At 40.9% G+C, this 23,837-nt stretch carries 18 protein-coding genes; 6 read left to right on the forward strand and 12 right to left on the reverse strand.

Translation table 11 applies throughout. The features are described 5' to 3' along the window. Nucleotides 1-235 precede the first annotated feature (235 nt). From L0657_RS20370 to L0657_RS20405, 8 genes are all read right to left on the reverse strand, one after another. Nucleotides 236-1,426, reverse strand: coding sequence for an AGE family epimerase/isomerase (locus L0657_RS20370; RefSeq protein ID WP_235152599.1), 1,191 nt, complete (start codon nucleotides 1,424-1,426; stop codon nucleotides 236-238). Beyond that, nucleotides 1,426-2,616, reverse strand: coding sequence for a glycosidase (locus L0657_RS20375; RefSeq protein WP_235152600.1), 1,191 nt, complete (start codon nucleotides 2,614-2,616; stop codon nucleotides 1,426-1,428). Before L0657_RS20375 ends, L0657_RS20370 begins: the two co-directional genes overlap by 1 nt. Nucleotides 2,617-2,660: 44 nt before the next feature. Next, nucleotides 2,661-4,490: a sodium:solute symporter family protein gene (locus tag L0657_RS20380; RefSeq protein ID WP_235152601.1), complete on the reverse strand. Its 1,830-nt coding sequence runs from the start codon at nucleotides 4,488-4,490 to the stop codon at nucleotides 2,661-2,663. Nucleotides 4,491-4,518: 28 nt separating this feature from the next. Continuing rightward, nucleotides 4,519-5,667: a glycoside hydrolase family 26 protein gene (locus L0657_RS20385; RefSeq protein WP_235152602.1), complete on the reverse strand. Its 1,149-nt coding sequence runs from the start codon at nucleotides 5,665-5,667 to the stop codon at nucleotides 4,519-4,521. Between the two features lie 207 nt (nucleotides 5,668-5,874). Further along, nucleotides 5,875-7,470, reverse strand: a complete 1,596-nt coding sequence (locus L0657_RS20390; protein ID WP_235152603.1) for a RagB/SusD family nutrient uptake outer membrane protein — start codon at nucleotides 7,468-7,470, stop codon at nucleotides 5,875-5,877. A 73-nt stretch (nucleotides 7,471-7,543) separates the two neighbouring features. Beyond that, nucleotides 7,544-10,594 (reverse strand): TonB-dependent receptor, encoded by a 3,051-nt coding sequence (locus tag L0657_RS20395; protein WP_235152604.1) that lies wholly within the window; start codon nucleotides 10,592-10,594, stop codon nucleotides 7,544-7,546. A gap of 569 nt (nucleotides 10,595-11,163) precedes the next feature. After that, complete coding sequence (locus L0657_RS20400; protein ID WP_235152605.1) at nucleotides 11,164-12,231, reverse strand: branched-chain amino acid aminotransferase; 1,068 nt, start codon at nucleotides 12,229-12,231, stop codon at nucleotides 11,164-11,166. Nucleotides 12,232-12,333: 102 nt separating this feature from the next. Further along, a complete protein-coding gene (locus L0657_RS20405; protein WP_235152606.1) occupies nucleotides 12,334-12,894 on the reverse strand; it encodes a cob(I)yrinic acid a,c-diamide adenosyltransferase in 561 nt (186 codons plus the stop codon). Between the two features lie 214 nt (nucleotides 12,895-13,108). On the opposite strand from L0657_RS20405, the gene L0657_RS20410 reads away from it, so the two are divergent. From L0657_RS20410 to L0657_RS20420, 3 genes are all read left to right on the forward strand, one after another. Further along, entirely contained in the window at nucleotides 13,109-13,627 is a 519-nt protein-coding gene (locus L0657_RS20410; protein WP_235152607.1) for a hypothetical protein, read from the forward strand. Between the two features lie 7 nt (nucleotides 13,628-13,634). Next, entirely contained in the window at nucleotides 13,635-14,864 is a 1,230-nt protein-coding gene (locus L0657_RS20415) for an S-adenosylmethionine:tRNA ribosyltransferase-isomerase (protein ID WP_235152608.1), read from the forward strand. Nucleotides 14,865-14,937: 73 nt separating this feature from the next. Beyond that, the gene (locus L0657_RS20420) at nucleotides 14,938-15,540 is read left to right on the forward strand and encodes a Uma2 family endonuclease (RefSeq protein WP_235152609.1); all 603 of its coding nucleotides are present in this window, start codon (nucleotides 14,938-14,940) and stop codon (nucleotides 15,538-15,540) included. Between the two features lies 1 nt (nucleotide 15,541). Here the strand turns inward: L0657_RS20420 and L0657_RS20425 are convergent, their stop codons facing one another. Together L0657_RS20425 and L0657_RS20430 are read right to left on the reverse strand one after the other, a co-directional pair. Next, complete coding sequence (locus tag L0657_RS20425; RefSeq protein WP_235152610.1) at nucleotides 15,542-16,378, reverse strand: Bro-N domain-containing protein; 837 nt, start codon at nucleotides 16,376-16,378, stop codon at nucleotides 15,542-15,544. Between the two features lie 130 nt (nucleotides 16,379-16,508). After that, nucleotides 16,509-18,275 carry a discoidin domain-containing protein gene (locus L0657_RS20430; protein ID WP_235152611.1) on the reverse strand — a complete coding sequence of 589 codons (1,767 nt, stop codon included), beginning with the start codon at nucleotides 18,273-18,275 and terminating at the stop codon, nucleotides 16,509-16,511. 187 nt (nucleotides 18,276-18,462) lie between these two features. Between L0657_RS20430 and tyrS the strand changes: the two genes are divergently transcribed. Then, a complete protein-coding gene (tyrS, locus tag L0657_RS20435) occupies nucleotides 18,463-19,764 on the forward strand; it encodes a tyrosine--tRNA ligase (protein ID WP_235152612.1) in 1,302 nt (433 codons plus the stop codon). Between the two features lie 99 nt (nucleotides 19,765-19,863). Here tyrS and L0657_RS20440 read toward each other — a convergent pair whose 3' ends face one another. Beyond that, the gene (locus L0657_RS20440) at nucleotides 19,864-20,679 is read right to left on the reverse strand and encodes a metallophosphoesterase (RefSeq protein ID WP_235152613.1); all 816 of its coding nucleotides are present in this window, start codon (nucleotides 20,677-20,679) and stop codon (nucleotides 19,864-19,866) included. A 124-nt stretch (nucleotides 20,680-20,803) separates the two neighbouring features. Here L0657_RS20440 and L0657_RS20445 point away from each other — a divergent pair, with 124 nt between their 5' ends. Beyond that, the gene (locus tag L0657_RS20445) at nucleotides 20,804-21,262 is read left to right on the forward strand and encodes a regulatory protein RecX (RefSeq protein ID WP_235152614.1); all 459 of its coding nucleotides are present in this window, start codon (nucleotides 20,804-20,806) and stop codon (nucleotides 21,260-21,262) included. Between the two features lie 165 nt (nucleotides 21,263-21,427). Beyond that, a complete protein-coding gene (locus L0657_RS20450; RefSeq protein WP_235152615.1) occupies nucleotides 21,428-22,468 on the forward strand; it encodes a glycosyltransferase family 9 protein in 1,041 nt (346 codons plus the stop codon). A 93-nt stretch (nucleotides 22,469-22,561) separates the two neighbouring features. Here L0657_RS20450 and L0657_RS20455 read toward each other — a convergent pair whose 3' ends face one another. Then, a complete protein-coding gene (locus L0657_RS20455; RefSeq protein ID WP_235152616.1) occupies nucleotides 22,562-23,557 on the reverse strand; it encodes a ribonucleoside-diphosphate reductase small subunit in 996 nt (331 codons plus the stop codon). Between the last annotated feature and the right edge of the window lie 280 nt (nucleotides 23,558-23,837).

Consider the following 23,837-nt stretch of genomic DNA (forward strand, 5'->3'; position numbering starts at 1 on the left):
AAATGTACTATTTAATAAGGTAGTTATATAATGTTATTTTATCAAAAAATAACACATTTTTTATCAGTAAACTGCTGATACTGATCCGCGCCCTAAGTTGGCTGCTGTAACGTTTGTCACAAACTTATTATCCGTTTAATCAAAACTCGCGTTGCAAACGCTAAACCATAAACGCCCTCGATTGCAAACCGCTTCGGGCATAAAAAAAGCAGCTTTCGCTGCCTCTTTTATGATTTTATTTCTGTATCCGTCTGAGAATTTCCATACAAGCCCTCGCATTGTGATAAGGACATTTCCAAAAGCCGATCTTATCTTCTTCCATTTTGGAATAATCATCTAAAACTCCCCAAAACCATTCCCCTTTATCCTTATCAAGTAAATGTTTTTTAATAAATGACCAGAGGCCGAAAACCCTTTTTAGATAACTTTCGTCATCTGTAATCTGATAGGTATTCAAATATCCAACCATGCCTTCCGCTGAAACCCACCATTCCCGGTGTGTATCCGGGTGATGTGTTTCAAGATTGTATTCGTGAATAAGGCTGCCATCGGGCATAAATCCTTTCGCCGCAGCATCCGATATTTTAATTGCTATTTCTTCCCACTTTGACACAAGAAATTGATCATCTAAAGCTTCCGCAGCTTCACATAAAAGCCACGCTGCTTCTATATCGTGGCCATAAGAAATAGCTTTGGACTGACTTTTCCACTTTTCGTCAAAAAATAATTTCAAGTGGAAACTGTCAGGATCGATAATATGGTTTTCGAAAATTTCGAGCAGGTGTTCAATTTTGTCGGCGACACGTTTTTCAGGCCAAACGCGATATAAATTAACGTAGGCTTCTATAATGTGCAAATGTGTGTTCATCGTTTTTGGATCGTTACGATCCTTTTCGCTCAGACGTAAATCCTCCAGAGGCTGCCAGTTTTCTGTGAAAGCTTCAAAGTAGCCGCCATTTTTTTGATCAAAACTATGTTTTTCAATCAAATCAAAAAGCGTAATCGCAAAATCCAGGACCTCCTGATTTTTATTATTCTGGTAAAATTCACTCAGTCCATAAATTGTAAATGCTAATCCGTAAATCTGCTTTCTGGTATTCAGTGGTTTTCCTGTTGCGTCAACCGACCAAAAAACGCCGCCATTTTGCTGATCACGAAAATGGTCCCGGATATATTCATAAGCGCGTTCCGCTAATTTAAGATGATCAGGATTGCCGAATTTGTTAAACGCAGCAGCGAAAGTCCACAAGATTCTTGTATTTAATACACAGCCTTTTTCCGCTTCCGGATAGACTTTTCCATCATTATCAACTTTTCCTACAAAGCCGCCCTGGGAGATATCGACTGCATTATTGGTCCAAACGTCTAAAATTGAGTATAATTCATTTTCAATTTCAGTCCGGAATTGAGGTAATTTTTCTAACATCAGATGGAAGCAGAATGACCTGCATGAGACAGATTTTTGTTAATTAAACCCGTTAAAACTTCCACTGAGGCAGCTGAGCGGAAACTGTCAGCAGGTGTGTTGATGACATAGTCAAGCAATTTTTCAATGGACGACGTCGCGACATGAAGACGTGTATCGGAAGACGCATAATAAATAAATACAGTTCCGTCGTCGTCCAAAATCCATCCGTTTGAAAACGTTACATTGGATACATCTCCAATTCTTTCTTCACCCTGAGGCGCGATAAAATAACCTGCGGGTTTATAAATAACTTTGGCAGGATCATACAAATCGGTCATGAACATATATAAAACATAACGCAGGCCAGCAGCTGTATTTCTTACGCCGTGAGCCAGATGGAGCCAGCCTTTATTGGTTTTTATCGGAGCAGGGCCTTGTCCGTTTTTTACTTCGTAGACCGTATGGTACTGCTTTTGATCAACGATAAATTCTTTCTCAATGACTGCCTTATCAATTGTTTCAGAAAATCCGAAACCGATACCGCCGCCTGTACCAGCTTCAATAAAACCATCTTGCGGACGCGTGTAAAATGCATATTTCCCATTGACAAACTCAGGATGGAGAACAACATTACGCTGTTGAGGCGACGGGGTGACCAGGTCAGGCAGACGTACCCATGTTTTTAAATCAGAAGTGCGGGTAATTCCGCATTGGGCGATAGCCGAACACTCATCGCCTGGTTTGGCGTTTGGATCTTTCCGCTCCGTGCAGAAAATTCCATAGATAAATCCGTCTTCATGTTTTGTCAAACGCATATCATAGACATTTCCATCAGGGACATCAGTTTCCGGCATCACGATCGGATGATTCCAGAACTTGAAATTGTCGATACCATTCGCACTTTCTGCAACAGCAAAAAAAGATTTGCGATCAGCACCTTCGACCCGGGCTACAACCAGATATTTTCCATCATGTTTGATTGCTCCTGCGTTGAAGGTCGCATTAATCTCAAAACGTTTCATTAAAAACGGATTCGTTTCGGGATTTAAATCGTATTCCCAAAAAACCGGGACGTGTGCAGCTGTCAGAACCGGATGCGTGTAACGATCATAAATTCCGTTTCCCGGCCATACTGCATAATTTTTACGTTCGAGCAATTCCCTATGCTCTTGCTGCAATTGTGTTAGGCGTTTTGTGAAATCCGACATGTTTTCAATATTTGTTGATTTACAATGAGTTGTTTCCTTATAGATTAACTTGTTGGAAGCTTTTGGTACCACGTTTTCCAGAGGATAATAACGCAGGCACCAAGAACCACGGCTGTGATACCCGTTTCAAGAGGCATCATCAATACTGCAAATACGGGCAGGGCAGTAATAGAAGTCTGACCGATCGTACCTACCAGGACATTGAACATATCCATTTTGAAATTTCCGTTTGCAAGAAAATTTGGGTCTTCTTTGACCACCGCTTCGTGAACAGGCCCCCAAAAACCCCAGGGTTTTACATTTTTATAAAATTTCTTCAAAACTTCCGGGTCAGTCGCAGGCGTCATCAATGAACCGACAATACATCCAAGCGCAGAAAGGAGCAGAATGATTGGGAAATAATAAAGCGGGACGGTGCCCGGGAAGATATAGGGCAGGATCATCGCTGAAAGAATTCCGGCAAACATTCCCCAGAAAAATCCGTTGCTATTGAATCGCCACCAGTGCCATTTTAAAACGTTGGCTGCTATGTAACCGCCATATAATGCTGAGACGATCCATTGTAGGATACTATTGACGTCTTTTGCAAAGAAACCAAGGGTGATACTGATCGTGACCACGACGAGTCCCGTCAGATAATTCATTCTTTTAATCTGCGTATTGCTGGCGTTTGGGTTGAATGATTTTAGGTAAATATCATTCACCATATAAGCCTGCGCGGCGTTGAACGTTCCAGCAAAGGTTCCCATAAATGCACCCATCAGCCCAACGAGAACCAGTCCGAGTAGTCCCGAAGGAATATATGCATTCAAAACAGCGGGCAGAATCCGCTCAAAATCCTGTCCATTTGGGGATGAAATGTTGATGTCTTTGTAGAAAATTAAACCTAAAACAGCAATTCCAATAATGAGCAAATAACGAGTTGGCAATAAAACCACGTTCACGATCATACTCATCAACGCTGCCTCGCGAGGAGATTTTGTAGATAGAATTTTCTGCATATCGTAATTCGGAGCAGGTCCGGCCAGACTTGATAAAATTCCTTTTGCGGTCATCAACGCGAAAAAGTAACCAAAAGGATTGAAGCCATCTGAGCTTATTTTTTCATTTACTTCGTCTATATAGCCTGTCCAGTCGAGGTCCAGATTTTTACCGAAAAACAAATCTGCCCAACCAGAGGGAACCGGTAAGCTTCCATAGTCTGCAAGTGCCTGCATGGCAATAATCGCAATGGCAAACGAGACAAAAACCATGATTATGTAATGAATCAGATCTGCCCAGACAATACTTTTCATCCCGCCAAGAAGCGAGTAAAAAACGGTGAATAAAGTGAAAATGATGCCATAAGTATGCGCAACGTATTCAGTAGCAATTGTGAATGGGGAAAAAGGCTGAATGACTGACCAAGGAATAAATATTTCTATGAATTTACCAAGGCCGATAAATCCATAAGCCATAAAACCCAAACAACTTAATAAGGCGAAAGCGATAATAATTTTATGCGAGAGCTGCGCATCAGCCTTGTTTCCGAAACGGGTTAGCATCCATTCGGCACCTGTGGAAACATTCGATCTGCGTAGCCAGATGGATAAATAAACCATCATGAAAATCTGGTTAAACACAGGCCAAAGCCAAGGGAGCCAAATGCTTTTCACGCCGTAAATAAACATAATTGCAACCATCCAGGCAGTTCCGGAAATATCGAACATTCCTGAAGCATTGGACACGCCCAGCATCCAGTAAGGCATGGATTTTCCTCCAAGGAGATAATCGTTTTTACTGCGCCCGGCTTGCTTTTTTAGTACTAATCCAATAACCGTGACAAGCAGGAGATAGGCTATTATAACCAGGAAGTCAACGAGTTGTATTTTCATTTTTTGAAAAAATTAATAAAAACGTTGATTATTTTCCGGCAGGTTTGCCATACAAATTTTCACTGGCGACCTTTTTCTCTAATAATATATTTCCTGACTGCTGTAATTTCTTAAAATCTTCAACGGTATCGTTTCCTTCAAACGGCGCGTAATAGTGGTCCGGACGTCCGTTTCGCCAGACGAGCATATAACTCAGTCCCGAATTTCTGACAATGGGCTGCACAATTTTTGTCCACCAGTTGGCTTCTGTCAGTTGTTCAAGACCTGTTTCTGTAATAGCAAAAGGTTTTTCGCTCGCTTTTCCAAGATCCCGTATGGTTGCCACCATTCTCGTCGCATTGGAAATAAAAGCAGAATCACTTTTCGGGGGATTTCTGTGGTAGGTATCAAAGCCTAAAATGTCGACCAGATCGTCGCCCGGATAACGTTCCAGATAATGTTCCTTATTTCTAAAATTATCAGTAGAGTAGGCGATCAGCAGATTGTTTACTTTTCTCGTTTTTTGCAGATATTCAATCGTCAACGTCCAGAATTGTTTGTACTCTTCAGGCGTGCAATGATCAGCGCCCCACCAGAACCAGCTTCCGGTATGTTCGTGATAGGGCCGAAAAATTACCGGGATCAGTTCCCCTTTCGGTCCTTTTAGCGAGAGAAAAAAGTCAGCTAATTTATCCAGCGTTTTTTCAAAATTCTTCTTGTTTTTTTCACTGGATAAAATCTTCCTGATCGTAAAATCTTCCTTATCCCAGCTTGTCTTTGAAAAATCGACGGGGTTGTTGGGATGCCAGCTGATGGTATTAACTCCGCCGCGTTCATAGTTTTTTCGGATATCAGCCTTGATTCTTGCAAATGGCACACCATCAAGATTATTTGTACTGTCCAGCTCAATATGCCCCAGATCATATCCAACCAAACCGGGATGTTCTCCGGAAATCGTTTTTATATCTGACCGATCTTCATCACCGATCCACCGGCTCTTGTCTGCTTTCAAACCATAAGCAAGCGCATCCTGCTGACCAAAAATAACGCCCTGCAAAGCGCTTCTCTTTAATCCTGAATAAAGGTTTTTTGTTGCTTGCGTAGCTTTTTTATCTATCTGCGCAGTCGATAAAGTGATAGCGGATAAGATAATTGCGAATGACAAAAAATAGGGGACCGGTGATTTGAATAAGGACATGATACTTACTTATTTGATATAATTCAGAGATTACGTTGTTTTTGATCTTACCGTTGAATGTATAACAATTATTTTATAAGTATTAAAGTTTAATGACTCCGCAATAGTCGCCTGATTTCTCAAATAGAAACTGGCAACTCTTACGGAGTAATATTTATTGAGGAGGGATTTCTAAACAGGATGCGCTATTTAAGCAACTTGTTTAGATCAATATCCAGGATTTTGTTGTAAACCCCATGTCTGCACTTCGTTCAAAGGAATTGGCAAAACCGGAATTGGATTAACCGAACCTGCGATCGAGCGTGCCTGTGCACGTGCTCTCACATCAGCTGATAGTGAGCTCATATAAGTTCCGGTACGGATCTGATCCCACAGACGCAGGGATTCCATACCCAGCTCAACACGACGTTCATGTAAAATGGCTGTCATCAATGCTGAACCAGTAACAGAACTTGTAAGATCAGGAAGCGCGGTTGCCGGTATATTCGTCGGGTCGTAAGTCGAACCTCCAACTACCGATCCTAATGGCAAAGTAGATTTACGAGCTCTTGCACGGACTTCGTTTACTGCGGCACGGGCTGTTGCTTCGTCGCCGGTTTGGGCAGCTGCTTCTGCTTTCATCAGCAATATTTCAGCATAACGCATTCTGCGAATATTCTGGCCAGATGCGGATGATTGTGCAGGCTGAACAATAGCAGCTTTACGGTTAAGGTAACCGGTCATGTTTTCAGCCGGGAACGCTACTGTTTGTCTCACACCAAAAAGAATATCTCCGTTTCCGTAAACCGTCATCGCTCTACGCGGATCATTTGCTTCAAATTCATTAACGAGACTTGTCGTAGGATTGTTAAAACCCCATCCCCATGTTGCACGGTTATTTTGAATCACGTTGTTTGTCACACCTGTTTTGATCGGGCCCCAGGTCTGTCCTGATTCTTTCGCCTGAATTTCAAAAATTGATTCTGTATTGTTTTCGCTTACTTCATCAAAAATTGACGCATAATTAGCTGTCAAACCATATTGTCCCGACTGCGTAATTGCGTTGGTCAAATCAAGAACCTGCTTCCAGGTATGGTTGTTCGTATTGTCCATGCCAAGCTGATACATAATCACACGGGCAAGGTATCCGCGGGCAGCACCTTTTGTCGCACGGCCAAGATCAGAAGCACTGTATTGTGCTTTTTCAGGAAGCGAAGCGATTGCCTGTTCCAGATCTTTTTCAATGAATGCATACGTTTCAGGCAATGAAGCACGCTGCGTAGTCGAATATTCCGTCGTTTTTACAGGCTCAGAAAATAAAGGCATACCACCGAAAAGACGCGCCAGATAGAAGTAGTAATAAGCACGCAAAAAATGTGCTTCACCAGCGACACGTGTTTTAAGAGTATTGCTGATCGGCGCAGTTTCGATGTTTTTCAACACCCAGTTTGCACGATAGATACCAATCCAGAGATTACCCCAAACGCCTACAACCGGCGTATTTGTTGGCAATGCTCTCCATTCTTTAAGATATTGAATATCTAAAAAGTCACTTGGCGTACTTCCCTTTTCAGCGTCATCAGATAAGACATCTCCCCACATCCACTCGTAGTTATGCGGAAGGTAATTGCCAAGTCCATCGCTGCCTTCGTCATAAGAAGACACGTCGTAAACTGCATTAATGGCCAGAAGCGTATTGGTTGAATCAGAGAAATAATTGGTATCTGTTTCGAGCCCCAGCGGTTCTTTATCCAGAAAGTCACTGCAACCCTGCAACAGCATAAATGCTGATATCAAAAGTGCCGGAAATCTATATTTTTTCATTTTCGAAATATTTTATGGAATTAGTTTACAACGTCTGGCGGTTGCCCGGACCAGATCGCGTTAACTGGTTTTTTTAAAAGTTTACGCTTAGTCCGATTCTTCCTACGCGAGGCTGTGGATATGCTCCAAGGTCTACACCGAAGTTCAATGGATTGTTGTTGAATTCACCGATTTCAGGATCCATTCCTTTGTATTTAGTGAAAGTCAACAGGTTATCAGCCGCAACATATACTCTGACATTGCTGATGTGTAATTTTTGCAAAACACCTTTTGGTAACGTATAACCCAGTGTCAGGTTACGAAGGCGCATGTAGTCTCCGCTGCTCACAAAACGATCGCTGAACTGGTCGTTGTTGTTTGGGTTCAGCTGTGTCATACGAGGCTGGTCTGTATTGATATTATCGGGAGTCCAACGGTCCATACGGCTTGCCACAGAATTAAACATTCCGTTCGCATTATTCTGCCAGTGCCCCAAACCGTTCACAAGTTCAACGCCTGTTACACCTTGAAAGAAGAAACTGAAATCGAAACTTTTGTAACCAAGACTTGCATTAAAACCATAAGAAAGATTTGGTGTCGCGCTTCCAAGATAGGTACGGTCGTCGTTATCAATTACGCCATCGTTGTTCAAATCAACAAACTTAACATCACCCGGTTTTGCATTTGGCTGAATCGCAATGCCTTCTCTTGTATAAGCATCAAGATCGGCCTGAGTTCTGAAAATTCCATCTGTTTTTAATCCGTAATAAACCGCAATTTCACGTCCAACTTCCGTACGGGTTGTTTGGCCAAGTCCGTTGATATCGCCACCAGCGATTGGTTCTCCACCACCAAGGTCAACAACCTGGTTCGTGATTTTAGAAACGTTGAAACCAATGTCATACGTGAAATCTTTGATCTGGCTTCTATAATTCAGAGCAAGTTCAATACCCTTGTTGCTCATGCTTCCCGCGTTCACATACGGAGGTCCCACACCTGCAAATACAGGGATTGGAACACGAACAATCATATTTTTCGTATCCTTTATAAAGTAATCAGCCGTTAATGAAAGACGGTTATTGAAGAAACCGGCGTCCACACCAAAGTTTGAGCTGGTTGTTGTTTCCCATTTCAAATCAGGATTACTTGCTGTGGTTGGCGCAAATCCCTGAACGGCCTGATCGCCAAAAACGTACATGTTGTTACCCGAAACGGTTGTTGCATAACCATAATTGGCAGCGCTGTTCTGGTTACCAACCTGTCCCCATCCCGCACGAAGTTTCAACTGGCTGATCGCAGGAATGCTTTTGATAAACGATTCTTCTGCAAGGTTATAGCCGGCTGCGAAAGAAGGGAAAGTTCCCCAGCGATTGTCAGGAAGGAAACGTGAAGATCCATCTCTGCGCAACGTTGCTGTCAACAGAAATTTTTCGTTGAAGTTGTAATTAAGACGCCCGAAGTAAGATTGCAGCGATTCGTCAGACTGTGTTGCTTCAACTAAATAATCAGTACCTTTTGTTGCTGTCAGATACCACTGAGATTTGTCATTAGGTACGTCCAGAACAGTCAGGAACATATCGCTGTATGTTGTGCGCTGTGCTTCGAAACCAGCCATAGCCGTAAAGCTATGCTTGCCGATAGTTTTTGCGTAAGTCAGGTAATTTGTCCAAACCCAACCCAATTGCTCACCTCTTCCCTCACGCAATGTGCTGTGTTGACGCTGATCGTCGTTTGCAAGATAATATTGTGGTAAATATCTTTTTGCATGCGTAGTTTTCCAGTTAACCCCGAATTGTGTGCGGAATGTCAGACCAGGAATAATTTTAGCATCTAAAAAGAAGTTTGAGTTCACCAGCGTTTCGTAGGCTTTGTTGTTTTTGTATTCATCAACAATACGAAGCGGGTTGTAAGATCCACCTTCCGGTACAGGACGTGTTCCATAAAAATTTGTTGCCGGATCCCATGCTTTCGCCAAAGGAGATATCGACAAAGCACTTGTCAAAACACCACCATACTGACCACCTGTATACTGCGTTTTATCCGTATTGGCATAAGCCGCAGAAATACCGGCGTCAAGCCATTTTGTTACATAAAAGTCATTGTTGAAACGAAGAAAGAATTTTTTCAGAGGAGAGTTTTTTACAATACCTTCCTGTCCAAAATAAGTCCCTGTTACGCTATAACGGTGTTTGTCATTACCGCCCATGATATTAAGGCTGTAATTTTGAACCTTGCCAGTCTGCATAACTTCGTCCTGCCAGTTGGTTCCTTTGTCTGTTCCGTTTTTGAATGCGTTTAATGTCTGGTACAACGGCTCGTTGGTTGGAAGTACTGTACCATCGTTTGTGTATGATTCCAGACGTAACGTTGCATATTGGCTTGCATCCAGCACGTCAACTTTATTCCATGCTTTCTGAACACCTGCGTAAGTATCAAAAGAAATCTTAGGCTCTCCGCTTTTTCCTCTTTTTGTTGTAATCAAAATTACTCCGTTTGCACCACGGGAACCGTAGATTGCAGTTGCAGAAGCATCCTTTAAAATTTCCATGGAAGAGATGTCACCAGGAGCTAAAAAGCTGATATCGCTGGTTTGAAAACCGTCCACAACGTACAGAGGATCGCTATTGTTGATCGTACCGACACCACGAATACGCACACGAACCGCTGCGCCCGGCTCTCCTGACTGACTAACAATGTTCACACCCGGAACGCGGCCCTGAATGGCTTGAAGCGGATTGACAGTGGCCACTTTGGTAATCGCCTCTGCTTTCACCGAGGCAACAGCTCCGGTAATATCACTTTTCCTTGTTGTTCCATAACCTACAACCACTACCTCATCCAGCGCACGTTCGTCTGAAAGCATTGTAATTGTGAAAGTTGATTTTCCACCGATCTCCACTTCGAGAGACTTCATTCCTACTGAACTTAAAACTAAGGTTTTTGCATCAGCAGGGATACCCAAAGTGAATTTTCCTTCTACATCTGTTGTGGTACCAATCGTTGTCCCTTTGATAACCACGCCTACACCAGGTAGTCCTTCTCCTTTTTCATCTGAGACCGTCCCATTTATATTTTGATTCTGAGCGATTGCCATGAGGCAACTTCCCAAAAACAAAGAGACGATCATAAGTAATCTTTGAAACATGCTTATGACGCTTTAATTGGTTTATGATTTTTAATACAAATTAATAGACTTTTCTGATCGATACTATAATACTATTTTATCCATTGCTTGAATAATAAAAACTTATTGTTAATAATATTTAACACTATAACCACAATATGTATTGTTATTGTATTATTCTAATGAATTTAATTGTACTATTCTATTATTTATTTCGTTTAAAGTAAAAGTAACTATCATAATATTTGATATAATACTATTATATCATTTTTTGAAGTTTAATATAATATTTGTATGATTTTAATGTGGAATAGTCGTGGTTTTTCGTACCACGTTTTGCAAGAAAACTTGGGACGGATCTTCCAGAGTAAGAATAGCTTACGAGATTAAAAAACGATTAAAATTTGAAATGACAGTCGCCAGGATTTTGAGGGAAATTGTAAAATTTTAAGATTTTACGAAGTGGAGAGGTTAGGCAGGGTTTTGCGCAGAAATAATCATTAAAAGAGAGAGAGAAAAATAATCCGAAGGGGCACAAAAAAATAGACGACATTGCTGCCGTCCATTTTAACAAATACTATCTATAAAAACTAAACTTTCAAAGTCCAGCCAAAGACATCTTCTGTCTTGCCGGTACGGATTTCAGTAAGATAATTTTTTACTTTATTCACAAACGAATCTTCTTTCAATTCTGGTAAAGCATAATCAACACCCTCGAAAGCGATAGTTGCAAATGGAGAAACTACAACGGCAGTTCCCGCTCCGAAAGCAGATTCCAGACGTCCTTCTTTTAGTGCTTCAATAATTTCTTTCACAGAAATTCTGCGTTCTTCAACCGGAATGTTCCAATGCTGAGCGATCGTAACGATACTTTTGCGCGTGATACCATCCAGCGTTGTATCGGAAACAAATGGCGTAACAAGTTTTCCGTCGATGACAAACATCACGTTCATCGTCCCTGATTCTTCAATGTAAGCATGCTCACGGGCATCAGTCCAGATCAATTGATCATAACCCTCTTGCTGAGCAAGTTTTGCAGGATAAAGGGAGCCAGCGTAGTTCCCTGCACATTTTGTTCCACCAACACCACCTTCGGCAGCACGGATAAAATGCGTTTCAACTTTTACTCTTGGCGGCTTTGCGTAGTACGTTCCTACCGGAGAAGTAAAAATGATAAAGGTATATGTATCAGAAGGCTTCACGCCGATATATGCGTCAGTAGCAAACATGTAAGGGCGGATATACAGTGAACATCCGTCCTGAGAAGGCACCCATCCTGAATCCAGACGTAACAATTCCGTCAGGCCGCTCATAAAAATTTCTTCCGGAATCGTTGGCATGCAAAGGCGCTCCGCCGACTTGTTAAGGCGTTTCCAGTTATCAATAGCCCGGAAAAGAAGCGTTTCACCTTCTTCACTTTTGTAGGCTTTCATACCTTCAAAAATTGCCTGACCGTAGTGTAAGGCAGCAGTAGCAGGACTGAGCGAAAGATCTCCATAAGGGACGATGCGCGGATTGTTCCACTGACCGTCACGATATTCGGTGATGAACATATGATCGGCAATGTTCCGACCAAAAACAAGGTTGTTAAAATCAACCTCTTTCAAACGTGAATTTTCCGTTTGCTGGATCTCTATTTGCAATGTGTCGGCAGTCATAAGGCCTGGAATTTATGCTGAATATTAAGTACTCTCTTATTTCTTATATAGTCTCGCAATTTAATGAATTTATCCGCAAAACGAATATATTTAGTATAACAATTATTTTTTTGACGAGACCCTCGGTTTCCAAGTGACTTCCTCAATCCCAAGTTCGTAAGTCATTGCACGACAAAGCATAAACAAATAATCAGACAACCGGTTGAGGTATTTAACGACACTGTCTTCGACTTCTTCCTGGGTTTGTAAGTGGATAACACCTCGTTCGGCACGGCGACATACGGTTCGGGCGATATGGCCAAACGATACAGACTGATGGCCGCCCGGCAAGACAAAAGCTTTGAGCGGAGGCACAACCGCGTCAATTTCATCCATAGAAGTTTCCAGCAGTTTGGTGTCCTCTTCGGATAAATCGGGAAGAATCTTTTTTGTTTGTTCCGGTTCCGAAGCTAGATGAGAGCCGATGGTAAATAATCTGTCCTGAATTTCTTTCAGCAACTCGCGTCGTTTTTCATTTACGGGCTGGTCCCGGAGCAACCCTATATAACTGTTCAGTTCGTCAACGGTTCCATAAGCCTCAATGCGAATATGCGCTTTACTTAACCGGGTTCCTCCGATCAATGAAGTTGTGCCTTTATCGCCTGTTTTGGTGTAAATTTTCATTTATTATTTATTGAAAGATAAATTTTTAATTCAATGTCGTCTGCGATTTATGCCCACGCTCAATTAATGCAATAAAATATTACGCCCGCTCCGCAGCTTTTAGGTTCAATCTTTTTATTATACTCTTGTTACGATTAGGTTTTAGAAAGTCTCCGACCTAATTTTGCACCCAAAATATGGCGAATTTAGAAAAGATAAGGAGGATTGACATTTCATGAAAATTGGAACTTTTAGTATAAAAATATGGCGTTGGTTTTCAATGCTGATGGTATTCGGTGCACTGGTCTGGACCTATTCGGTTTTCCCTGAGCAAATTGCATTTGATTTTGCAGCTTCTGGTCTTGCCGAAATTTATGTTAACAAAGAGCATTTATTTTACATCGTGATGGCATTTTTTGTGCTAAATAATGTTGTTCTGTCAGCATTTGCAAGACAAATTCCTAAAATTGATGCGTCGCATTTCCCTATTCCGAAAAAAAATATCTGGGCTCAGCATCGCGAAGAGCTGAATGAACATTTGATCAACTGGTTATATACCGTAGTCTCTTCTATTAATACTATAATTGCGCTAAGTCTTTTGGCATTGGCTACAATCAACAGCAGCCAGTATAATCTTACCGTCTTCGATTTTGCTTGGGTATCCTATGTAGGTCTGGCGCTGATGATCTTAATTTTTCTTCTCCCACTGCGCTTACTAAAAACGCCAGTTCCGAAAGAAGAAGATACTTACTAGAAAAAGCATGGAAAACAATTGGCTGGAAAAGGCGGAATCTCTTCGTATAGAGTCGTTCGACTATGATCTGCCTGACAACAGGATTGCAAGATATCCGCTCGATCCGCGTGACAGTTCTAAGCTTCTGATCTATAATCAGGGTGTTATTGAGCACCAAACCTTTGAAAGATTAACTGAAAATTTGCCGGCAGATACCCTGTTGGTTTTCAATGATACCAAGGTTATTCCGGCCCGCGCGTATTTTCAAAAGGAAACGGGCGCGACGGTTGAAATTCTTTTGCTTCATCCTGAACTGCCAACCCGGATCATCAATGACGCAATGCTCGTGACGGATTCGTGCGTCTGGGAATGTATGATCGGGAATAAGAAGCGGTTTAAGTCTACTGATACGCTTTCAACAAATTTAGTTGTTCATGGAAAGTCAGTTAAATTACAGGTTGGGTATGCTGATTATGACAAAAACCACATTAAATTATGGTGGGATCAGGAAATTCAATTTCTTGATATAGTGCAGGCGTTGGGAGAAATTCCTTTGCCTCCTTATTTAAAAAGAGATACCGAGGAAGGTGATAAAAAAACCTATCAAACTGTTTATGCACGCCAAAATGGAGCTGTTGCAGCGCCGACAGCTGGTCTTCATTTTACAGAAAAAGTATTTAAACAGTTGGCAGAAAAGGGTGTTCGCAGGTCATTTCTGACATTGCACGTGGGCGCCGGAACCTTTCAGCCGATTAAGGCAAATTCGGTTACTGAACACAAAATGCATGCTGAGCAGGTTGTTTATTCCCGCCAGTTAATTGACGAACTCCTAAAAAATACCGAAAACATTGTTCCGGTTGGAACGACTTCACTTCGTTCCCTTGAAAGTTTATATTGGTTTGGTGTAAAATTATTCCGCAGGGAAACGACTGAATTTAATATCGCAAAACTTTATCCGTATCCGTTTAAGGCAGAGGAACTACCTTCTGCAAAGGAAGCACTGATGGCGATTGCCGATTATATGGATAAGGAAAAGCTGGATGAGGTAGTCGGAGAAACAGAAATATTCATTTTTCCGGGTTATATATTCAGGCTTTGTAAAGGATTAATAACGAATTATCACCAGCCGGGTTCCACGCTCATTTTATTAGTCGCCGCTTTGGTTGGAGAAGAATGGAGGAGTATCTATAAGGAAGCCATGGACAAGGGTTACCGGTTTCTTAGTTATGGAGATAGTTCTTTACTTTGGAGAAAGTAAGGGTCTCGTTGTCAATCGTTTTGCTAATGTTCTGATTTTGCTGTAATTTGTCATTATAAATTTGATGCGTGATATGGGACAAGTACAAGTATCTGAAAAGAAATATTCGGTTGCAGAATATTTCGAAATGGAAGAAAAGAGTGAGACTCGTCACGAATATTACGATGGCGAAATCTTCGCTATGGCGGGGACTACGATGAATCACAACAGAATCGTCGGTAGAGTCCGCGGTTTTTTAGAAAAGATTTTTCTGCATCGGGGATGTGATGTTTTTGCTGAAAACATAAAAATTGAGGCGATTAAAAACTTTTATTATCCCTATCCTGATGTCATTGTAACCTGCGCCCCGGAAGATATTAATGGAACCTATATCGTTCGCCATCCGAGTATTTTGGTAGAAGTTTTGTCAAAATCTTCGGCGAGTTATGATCATGGATTCAAATTAAGGAAATACCAGGAAATTCCTTCGCTGCAATACTACATGCTCGTTGCTCAATATGAATGTTATATAGAGCTTTACACGAGAACTGAGCAGGAAGGTATCTGGACCTACCAGACCTTTGACAAGCCAGAATCTAATATATCTTTTGACCTACTGGATTTCAAAATGCCGGTTTCTGCTGTTTATGAAGGAATAATGTTTTTAGAAGAGGAAAAGCCTGAATCTGATTTTTAGGTTACTTATTTTCTGAGTCAATTTCAAGATTCGCTTTCGTTGGCGGCAAAAAATTCTCACCTGTTACCACATTTTTCCCGGTTTGACCTTCCAGTTCCAATCTTGCATTTTTTGCTACTGAGCCACCTTTTTTGCTTGCTTTCGCATTTTCATTCAAGCCTTTCGCTTCTTCGCTTTCAGCAATTTGTCTTGTTGATAGTTCGGCAAGTGCTGTGAAGATCAGTTCAGCTTCACTCATGTGATCCCTAAGGTTTTGAGTTTTCAAACCTTTCAGATCCTTATGCTTTTTAACGGTTAACCCGGTCCACTCTTCATGAATTATATTGGTTAATAAAGCGAATTCATCTTTTTTCTCAACGCCGCTATCTTTCCAGTAATCCGTTAATTTATTCCGGGTTTCTTGTCCCGTCATTCTTTGCTGAATCCATTTTTCGCTTCGTCCCAGCTTTTGCCAGTTCTCCCTTGCGCGGTCCAGGCTTTGTTCCGGATTCGCAATTTCCTGCATTCTCTCGTACCCAACTTTGGCGAGCCACTGTTTGAACGGCTCAGCTTTTGGAGAAGGGATTGATTGAATAATGCGTAAAAGCGTTTCTGTATCGGCAGTATCGGTTTCTCTTTTCTTACCGTCATCTGCCAACATTTTCAACCGTACGATTTTTTCGTACGCTTCACTTCCTTCCATTGATAGCTTCTTTTTAAGATCACTCCAGTATCTTTTCGGAATGCTACTATCCGTTAGTATTTGAATTACATCAATTACAGAAAAATACCAAACCTCTTTCTCTACACTCCAATGACTTCGAACTTTCTTTTCTTCGAATAGTTTTATGTTACTCATATCGATAGTGTGATGAATTTGACTTATCTAAAACATGGTCTGCTTTAATATAAATCAAATATACAATTTAGGTTTCGCACCTCCGCAGGGATAACTCATATATGCGAACTTTGAATAAAATAAGAAAAAATCACTTAATATTAACAATCTCACTAGGTGCCGAAACACCATTTTCATCAAAAGCTTCGATTGCAAAATAATATGGTACACCTACATTCAGCGCGCGCAGTTCGAAGTTGTTCGGCTCGTCATTCCAGAACTGGTAAGTTTGATAGAGTTTATCAGGGGTAATTCCCCAAAGAATATTGTACCCAACCGCTCCCGCAACTTTTTCCCAAGTCAAATCCACATTTCGCTGATCTTTCTGTCTAATTGCTGTCAGTTTTTTTGGTGTAGAAGGTAGTTCGCCAAAACCGTTTCCAAAAACTCTAAATTCGCTGATTGCCAAAATCGGCGAAGCAACGTGGATATGTTCATACAGGATATAACGGGCTTTTACCGGCTTGGATAATTCAATATATGCACATGGACGGTCACGTTTTGGCTGAGTAGTCAGATCAGTGGCAAGATTCCATTTTTTGCCATCCGTTGACGTGAAGATCTTAAACTGTGTGTAGACTTTTTCAGAATCGTTATCGAAAATATTGGATTTGTAATCCGTATAATTGATCTGAATCGCTTTCACTTCCTGTTCTTTTTGTAAATCTATCGTTAAGGTTTCTCCGGCCTTGTTCTGTTTCGCAGCCCAGAAAGTTCGAGGATTTTCATCTGTAATTTTTGCCGCGGACATTGTATCAAGCATGGAAGAAGCGGTAACCGGTTTTTTATAGGAAAGTAACATCCAGCCAGTGAATAATTCATCGCCTTTTCCATCCCATTTTTTTGTTGTCATTTTATGAGGAAAGTCGCCGAAACGGGTATTTGCAAACATTTGTCCATCTTTGTCAAAACCGGCCGGATGTTGTACAATTCTTCTTTCCATCGCCCAGTTTAATCCAATCCAGGAAGTTCCTGTGTTCCAGTAATTCCCATAATTATCCTGAAAAGTATTGCCATGACCTGCGCCAGTGGCGAATCCACCAGGTTTGTAAGAAACCGGATTATAGGGCGCATAAGTAAACGGCCCGAGCGGATCATCCGCTACGTAGGTTCCGTTTGCGTAAACATTATACTCCGTTCCCGGCGCTCCGTACTGTAAATAATATTTTCCCTTATGTTTCGTCATCCAGGCGCCTTCTGTGAAAGGTTTGAAAGGATCAGAGTGATTCGGACCGAAACGTTCCCAGCCGTGTTCGTATTGGTTCAGCCAAAACATCGCCTTATATTGATCTTTAAAAGCCAGCTTTTTTGAGTGGTCCAGTTCTGCTCCAAAAATCGGGTAAACATTTGAAGAGCCCCAATACATAAACCACCGGTTTGTATCAGGATCATGAAAAAACGCCGGATCCCATGGGCCAATGTCTTTCGGTAAGCGGGGAGTCCAGCGGTTGTAAAATTCCCAGATTCCCTTTTCAGGAGCAACTGAATACAAGATCGGGCGCGAATCAAAAGTTGACTGAAACAGAAACAAAGTGTCGTTGACCGAAGCGGCGGCGGGAGCGCACATATCTTCAAACGGCCAACGGTTTGCCGTGATATACTTCCAGTTTAACATATCTTTCGAATGCCAGTAACCTCCCGAAATTGTCACAAAAAGAAAGTATTCAGACTTATGGTTTATGATGACTGGATCTGCACCGGAGCGGTAAGAAATTTTGTCATTCAGCTGTTCAAAATTGTATTTGTAATCAATATCCATCGGGTTGCAGTAAGTAGTTTGCTGCTGCGCCAAATTGGGAATTGATTGAATACAAAAAAATATGGTTAGAAGAAGTAGTAGTCTTGTTTTTGTCAGCATGTGTGAACGTGATTTGTTAAATAATTTCTGATTATAATTCTAAATTAAAAACATTAAATCAGAATAACGCATGAACCGATTTCTAAATTTAAGTCTTCAAATAAGATACCTTTTGTAAATCTGCAAGGTTTACCAAAATCAAACTATCTTTGCACCTTGATTATTAAAATTGCCAAATAGTAAAAAAATGAGAACCGATTTCATTGAAGAATTGCGCTGGCGGGGCATGTTGCACGACATGATGCCGGGTACGGATGTGCAACTAAATAAAGAAATGACCGCCGGTTATATCGGTTTTGACCCAACTGCTGCTTCCCTGCATATCGGTAATCTGGCGACTGTCATGTTGCTTGTTCATTTACAAAAGGCAGGACATAAGCCAATTGCATTGATTGGAGGAGCGACGGGAATGATCGGAGATCCGTCTTTCAAAGCGTCGGAACGTTCGTTTTTGGATGAAGAAACGCTGCGTATCAATCAGGAAGGAATTCGTAAGCAATTAGAACGTTTCCTTGATTTTGATTGCGGGGAGAACTCGGCCGAAATGGTCAACAATTATGACTGGTTTAAAGATATTGGGTTTCTCCAATTCCTACGTGAAGCAGGCAAGTATTTGTCTGTGAACTACATGATGTCGAAAGATTCCGTTAAAAAACGCCTTGAAACAGGTATTTCTTTCACTGAGTTTTCATACCAGCTTTTACAGGGCTACGACTTTTATCATTTATACAAGCATAATAATGTTCGTCTTCAAATGGGCGGTTCTGACCAGTGGGGGAATATTACCACGGGTACGGAAATCATTCGCCGCAAAGAAGGAGATGAAGAAGGTTATTTCAAAGCTTATGCCTTGACCACACCGCTGGTAACAAAATCGGATGGGTCTAAATTTGGAAAAAGTGAGGGTGGAAATATCTGGCTTGATGCTTCCAGAACTTCTCCTTTTGAATTTTACCAATTCTGGTTAAATCAAAGTGACGAAGATTCTCCAAGATATTTGCGCGTTTTTTCTCTTAAATCGAAGGAAGAAATCGAAGCTTTGGAAAGTGCTCATGCTGCTGAACCGCATCTAAGAGTTATGCAAAAGGCACTGGCGGCGGAGCTGACAATTCGTATCCACTCCGAGCGTGACTATGAGCTGGTGTTAAAAGCGTCGGATGTTTTGTTTGGGAAAGCGACCTTGGAGACGCTTCAAAGTATTGCGATCGATGAATTTGATACAGTTTTCAACGGCGTTCCACAAACCGAGATAAGTCGTGGTGACTGGGATTCATGCCCGAATGTACTGGATTTAATTTCAACCGTTACCAACGCCGAGGTTTATCCTTCTAAAAGTGAAGCGCGTCGTGCATTACAACAGAATGCCGTAAGCATTAATAAGGTAAAAGTTTCTTCGGCCGAGCAGCCGCTTACTGATTTTCAGTTGCTTCAGGATCGATTTATTCTTGTTTCAAAAGGTAAGAAAAACCATTTGATACGAATTAATTAAGACTGTTTTTTAAACTTACTGCGCATAAAAATGAGCCAGGATTTCAAAACCTGGCTCATTTTTTATAACTGAAACCTTGATCAAAAGGCTGATCCGGGTTTATTTTTTACCGTTGAATGAATTCAGAACTGGTGAAGCAGTTGGATTATATTGATAGGTTTGCCAAGTTTCATCATCATAAATCTCAACCACGCGATATCCCTTGTAGGTAGTTCCCCAGTTTCCTCCGAAGTGACCGTCAAAAAAATATGGCTTCTTTCCTAACGTTTTTTGGCTGTCCTGATCATGGTCATGACCGTGAAAAATTGCTTTTACATTGGGCGTATTGGCAAATAAATCAGTGACCTCTTTGCAGTTAACCCCATTGTCTGTCCATTTCTCAGGCGTGATGTGCAAAAATATGTAAATTCCTTTTGCGGTGGAATATTTGGCAATTTCAGTGCGCAGCCAGTTAATATCGGGACAAAGATATTCGCCTTTCTCGTTGGAAGTATCTCCCAAGATAAAAGCATATTCGCCCTTTCCAAAACTATGATTCGTTGGGTAGCCCCAGGTACTTTGCCAAACGTCGAGACCTACTTTATCGTGGTTTCCACGCGTCACATAAAACGGAACACGCAGGTTTTCAAAAGTTGATTTTAAATCATACATCAGCGTCGGATCGTCATGAATTAGGTCTCCATTAATCACGGTGAAATCGACACCTTTTTGTACTTTTTCCTGATTGATCCAACCTATCAAGTCGCTGTGAAACTTTTTATAGTCCGTGTTCGGCTGACCAAAATGACCATCGGAAGCGACGATGAAGCGTAACGCTATTTTGCCAGCTTTCGGGTTATTTTCAGGCAGATTAAAAAATGATAGTCCCGACATAGCCGGCAGGAATTTCAAAAAGGAGCGTCTTTCAAAAAGCATAGGGGTAAGCGTTTGGAATGAAGGCGTAAATTGTTGATTTACCAAAAATAGTTATTCAGAGTTGATATTTTATCTTTAATCTTGTAGCACAGTACGAAATATAAATAATAGTTAATATTGTCTGATGGATCGTCTAATTCTTCAAAAAGCGGCTTCATATTGTGCGTATCAGGAAAGGACGCAGGACGAGGTGCGGAAACGTCTTCAAAAATGGGAAGTCTGGGGAGAAGAGGCAGACGAGATAATTGCCGAGCTGATCAGCACAAACTACCTGAGCGAAGAACGTTTTGCAAAAACATATATAGGTGGAAAGTTCAGGATGAAGAGCTGGGGGAAAATGAAGATCAAGCAGGAGCTCCATCGGCGTGGGCTTTCGGAATACAGCATCAAAGAAGGAATGAAAGAAATTCCGGAAGAATCTTACAAAAACAGTGTAAAAGAATTACTGGTCAAAAAGAAAATTCTTCTGGACAGAACTGAAACTGACAAGTTCAAATTAAAGCAAAAACTGGCGCGTTTCGCTCTGGGAAAAGGATATGAAAGTGAACTGGTTTGGAAAACGATTGAAGATCTTGGTTTATAAAGGTTTTAATTTTAAAATATTATTGAAATTTTCCGTTTAAAATAAAAACATATTGTGTTTTTTTTAGAAAATTGCCCTGAATTAGTTAATATAGTACAAAGAAAAATCAGCGTTAAAAAACGGTAAAAATGTTGTCGTGAGGCAATTCATGAATGATAATCTAAAATGTTAGTAAGGAAGCTTAAAATTCTTGTAAGTAGGACAGATGCCATCGGAGATGTTATTTTAACAATCCCTATCTGTAATATTTTGAAAGAAAATACAGAAGTTTCCGAGCTACACTTTTTAGGCCGTTCATATACAGAAGATGTTATTGATACCTGTATCTCGGTTGACAAATTTGTCAACGCAGACCTGATTGAAAAACTTGATTACAAGGATCAGGTGAAGTTTTTGAAGGCAGAAAATTATGACGCTATCATCCACGTTTTACCTAACCTGAAAATAGCCAAGTTGGCAAAAGATGCCAAAATTCCTATGCGGATTGGTACTACAAGCCGCTGGTTTCACTGGATGACTTGCAACAGGCTTGTTCAGCTGAGCAGAAAAAAGTCAGCATTACACGAAGCGCAACTAAATTTAAAGTTGTTGAAGGCGTTGGAAATTGATAAGGATTTTTCGCTGGAAGATCTTTTTCGTCAATTTCAGTTAAAGAATATTGCGCCGCTTCCGGAAAGGTTATTTGCCTTTTTGAAACAAGACAGGCTCAATATCATCTTGCACCCAAAATCAAATAAAAGTGCAAGAGAATGGGGGTTACAAAATTTTGCGGACCTGATCCATCTTTTACCGAAGGAAAAATACAGAATATTTATTTCCGGTACTAAGGCCGAAGGTGCTTCCATGAAGGATTGGTTAAGGCAGCTTCCCGAACATGTCGTTGATGTGACAGGTATGATGACTTTGAAAGAATTTATATCCTTCATCTATCACGCAAATGGATTGATCGCGGCGAGTACCGGACCTTTGCATATCGCGGCTTCGATAGGAAATAATGCTTTGGGATTGTATCCGCCCATGCGCCCGTTATTCCCGATGCGCTGGGGACCAATCGGGCCGAAGGCTTCCTATCTTGTCGGAAGCAGCTGTTGTAATAAGTGCCAGGAGGATGTTTCCAAGTGTGAATGTATGAATCAAATTTCTCCTAAAGATGTCGCCTCTGTTATCAAAAAGTGGGAAAAAAGTGCAGATCTTGTACGAATTTGATCCTGAAAAACTTTCAAGGTTTTTAAAACAAAAAGCCTTATTATTTTGGACAATGTTGTCTCAAATAATAAGGCTTTTTAAGTTTAAAAAATATCAGAAATCGGAATCGAAAGATATTTTATGTCCTGAATCTTTATCCTGTAATCCGCTCATTACGCCGGCTTTTTGATAATCACCAACACGTTTTTCAAAGAAATTAGTTTTTCCGGGAAGTGATATTAACTCCATAAAATCGAATGGATTGGTTGATCCAAACTGCTTTGGACAACCCAGACGTTCAAGCCAGAAGTCTGCGATATACTCGATATATTGATTCATCAGATCGGCATTCATACCAATTAACGATACCGGAAGCGCGTCTGTCACAAATTCCTGCTCTATTTTCACGGCATCCATCATGATCTCAATGACACGCTCCTGCGGCAATTGATTGACGATATGCTGCGTATAAAGTAGACATGCAAACTCGCAATGCAGCCCTTCATCGCGGGAAATCAATTCATTAGAAAATGACAATCCGGGCATTAACCCACGTTTTTTTAACCAGAAAATAGAGCAAAATGAACCAGAGAAGAAAATTCCTTCAACCGCCGCAAAAGCAATAATTCTTTCCGCAAAAACCGGACTGTTAATCCATTTTAACGCCCATTCTGCTTTTTTCTGTACACATGGAACGGTATCGATCGCTCTTAACAAATGATCTTTTTCTGCCGGATCCTTGATATAAGTGTCAATCAGAAGAGAGTACGTTTCTGAATGAATATTTTCCATGGCAATTTGAAAACCGTAGAAACATTTTGCTTCGGCATACTGAACCTCACTCAAAAAATTTACAGCCAGATTTTCATTGACAATACCATCCGAAGCTGCAAAAAAAGCAAGGATATGAGAAATAAAATGGCGCTCACCATCATTCAGGTTGTCCCAGTCTTTTTGGTCCTGAGAAAGGTCTATTTCTTCGGCCGTCCAGAAAGAAGCCTCATGACGCTTATACATTTCCCATATATCCATGTGTTTGATTGGAAATAAAACAAAACGCAAAGGATCTTCAATCAACAGGGGTTCCTGCTTTATAATTTCTTGTGACATATTTATTTATGTTGTTTTAAAAGATCAGATTAAGGTTGCAGCACTGTGGGAATTCCTGAGGGTAATTGCTGCTAAAAACAAATCTACATCGTTTGACGCGGAATTTCAAGGAGATTTCGATCAAATGCGCTGGTTATTTTTTTGAGATTTCGGAAGCGATATTTTTATTTCGATTTGTCAATTTTGATAAAATAAAAACGATGTGACCGGGCATTTTTCGATATTTTCATTCTAAATGAACTACTTTTAAAAATTAAGAAAGAATATCAGTCAGATAGCC

Origin of the sequence: Dyadobacter sp. CY345, from assembly GCF_021502725.1 — a bacterium.
GTDB lineage: Bacteria > Bacteroidota > Bacteroidia > Cytophagales > Spirosomataceae > Dyadobacter.

Bases quoted from the DNA above. Each gene is read 5' to 3' on its own strand.
- L0657_RS20370 (WP_235152599.1), bottom strand. From the start codon at position 1,426: ATGTTAGAAAAATTACCTCAATTCCGGACTGAAATTGAAAATGAATTA.
- L0657_RS20375 (WP_235152600.1), bottom strand. From the start codon at position 2,616: ATGTCGGATTTCACAAAACGCCTAACACAATTGCAGCAAGAGCATAGG.
- L0657_RS20380 (WP_235152601.1), bottom strand. From the start codon at position 4,490: ATGAAAATACAACTCGTTGACTTCCTGGTTATAATAGCCTATCTCCTG.
- L0657_RS20385 (WP_235152602.1), bottom strand. From the start codon at position 5,667: ATGTCCTTATTCAAATCACCGGTCCCCTATTTTTTGTCATTCGCAATT.
- L0657_RS20390 (WP_235152603.1), bottom strand. From the start codon at position 7,470: ATGAAAAAATATAGATTTCCGGCACTTTTGATATCAGCATTTATGCTG.
- L0657_RS20395 (WP_235152604.1), bottom strand. From the start codon at position 10,594: ATGTTTCAAAGATTACTTATGATCGTCTCTTTGTTTTTGGGAAGTTGC.
- L0657_RS20400 (WP_235152605.1), bottom strand. From the start codon at position 12,231: ATGACTGCCGACACATTGCAAATAGAGATCCAGCAAACGGAAAATTCA.
- L0657_RS20405 (WP_235152606.1), bottom strand. From the start codon at position 12,894: ATGAAAATTTACACCAAAACAGGCGATAAAGGCACAACTTCATTGATC.
- L0657_RS20410 (WP_235152607.1), top strand. From the start codon at position 13,109: ATGAAAATTGGAACTTTTAGTATAAAAATATGGCGTTGGTTTTCAATG.
- L0657_RS20415 (WP_235152608.1), top strand. From the start codon at position 13,635: ATGGAAAACAATTGGCTGGAAAAGGCGGAATCTCTTCGTATAGAGTCG.
- L0657_RS20420 (WP_235152609.1), top strand. From the start codon at position 14,938: ATGGGACAAGTACAAGTATCTGAAAAGAAATATTCGGTTGCAGAATAT.
- L0657_RS20425 (WP_235152610.1), bottom strand. From the start codon at position 16,378: ATGAGTAACATAAAACTATTCGAAGAAAAGAAAGTTCGAAGTCATTGG.
- L0657_RS20430 (WP_235152611.1), bottom strand. From the start codon at position 18,275: ATGCTGACAAAAACAAGACTACTACTTCTTCTAACCATATTTTTTTGT.
- tyrS (WP_235152612.1), top strand. From the start codon at position 18,463: ATGAGAACCGATTTCATTGAAGAATTGCGCTGGCGGGGCATGTTGCAC.
- L0657_RS20440 (WP_235152613.1), bottom strand. From the start codon at position 20,679: ATGCTTTTTGAAAGACGCTCCTTTTTGAAATTCCTGCCGGCTATGTCG.
- L0657_RS20445 (WP_235152614.1), top strand. From the start codon at position 20,804: ATGGATCGTCTAATTCTTCAAAAAGCGGCTTCATATTGTGCGTATCAG.
- L0657_RS20450 (WP_235152615.1), top strand. From the start codon at position 21,428: ATGTTAGTAAGGAAGCTTAAAATTCTTGTAAGTAGGACAGATGCCATC.
- L0657_RS20455 (WP_235152616.1), bottom strand. From the start codon at position 23,557: ATGTCACAAGAAATTATAAAGCAGGAACCCCTGTTGATTGAAGATCCT.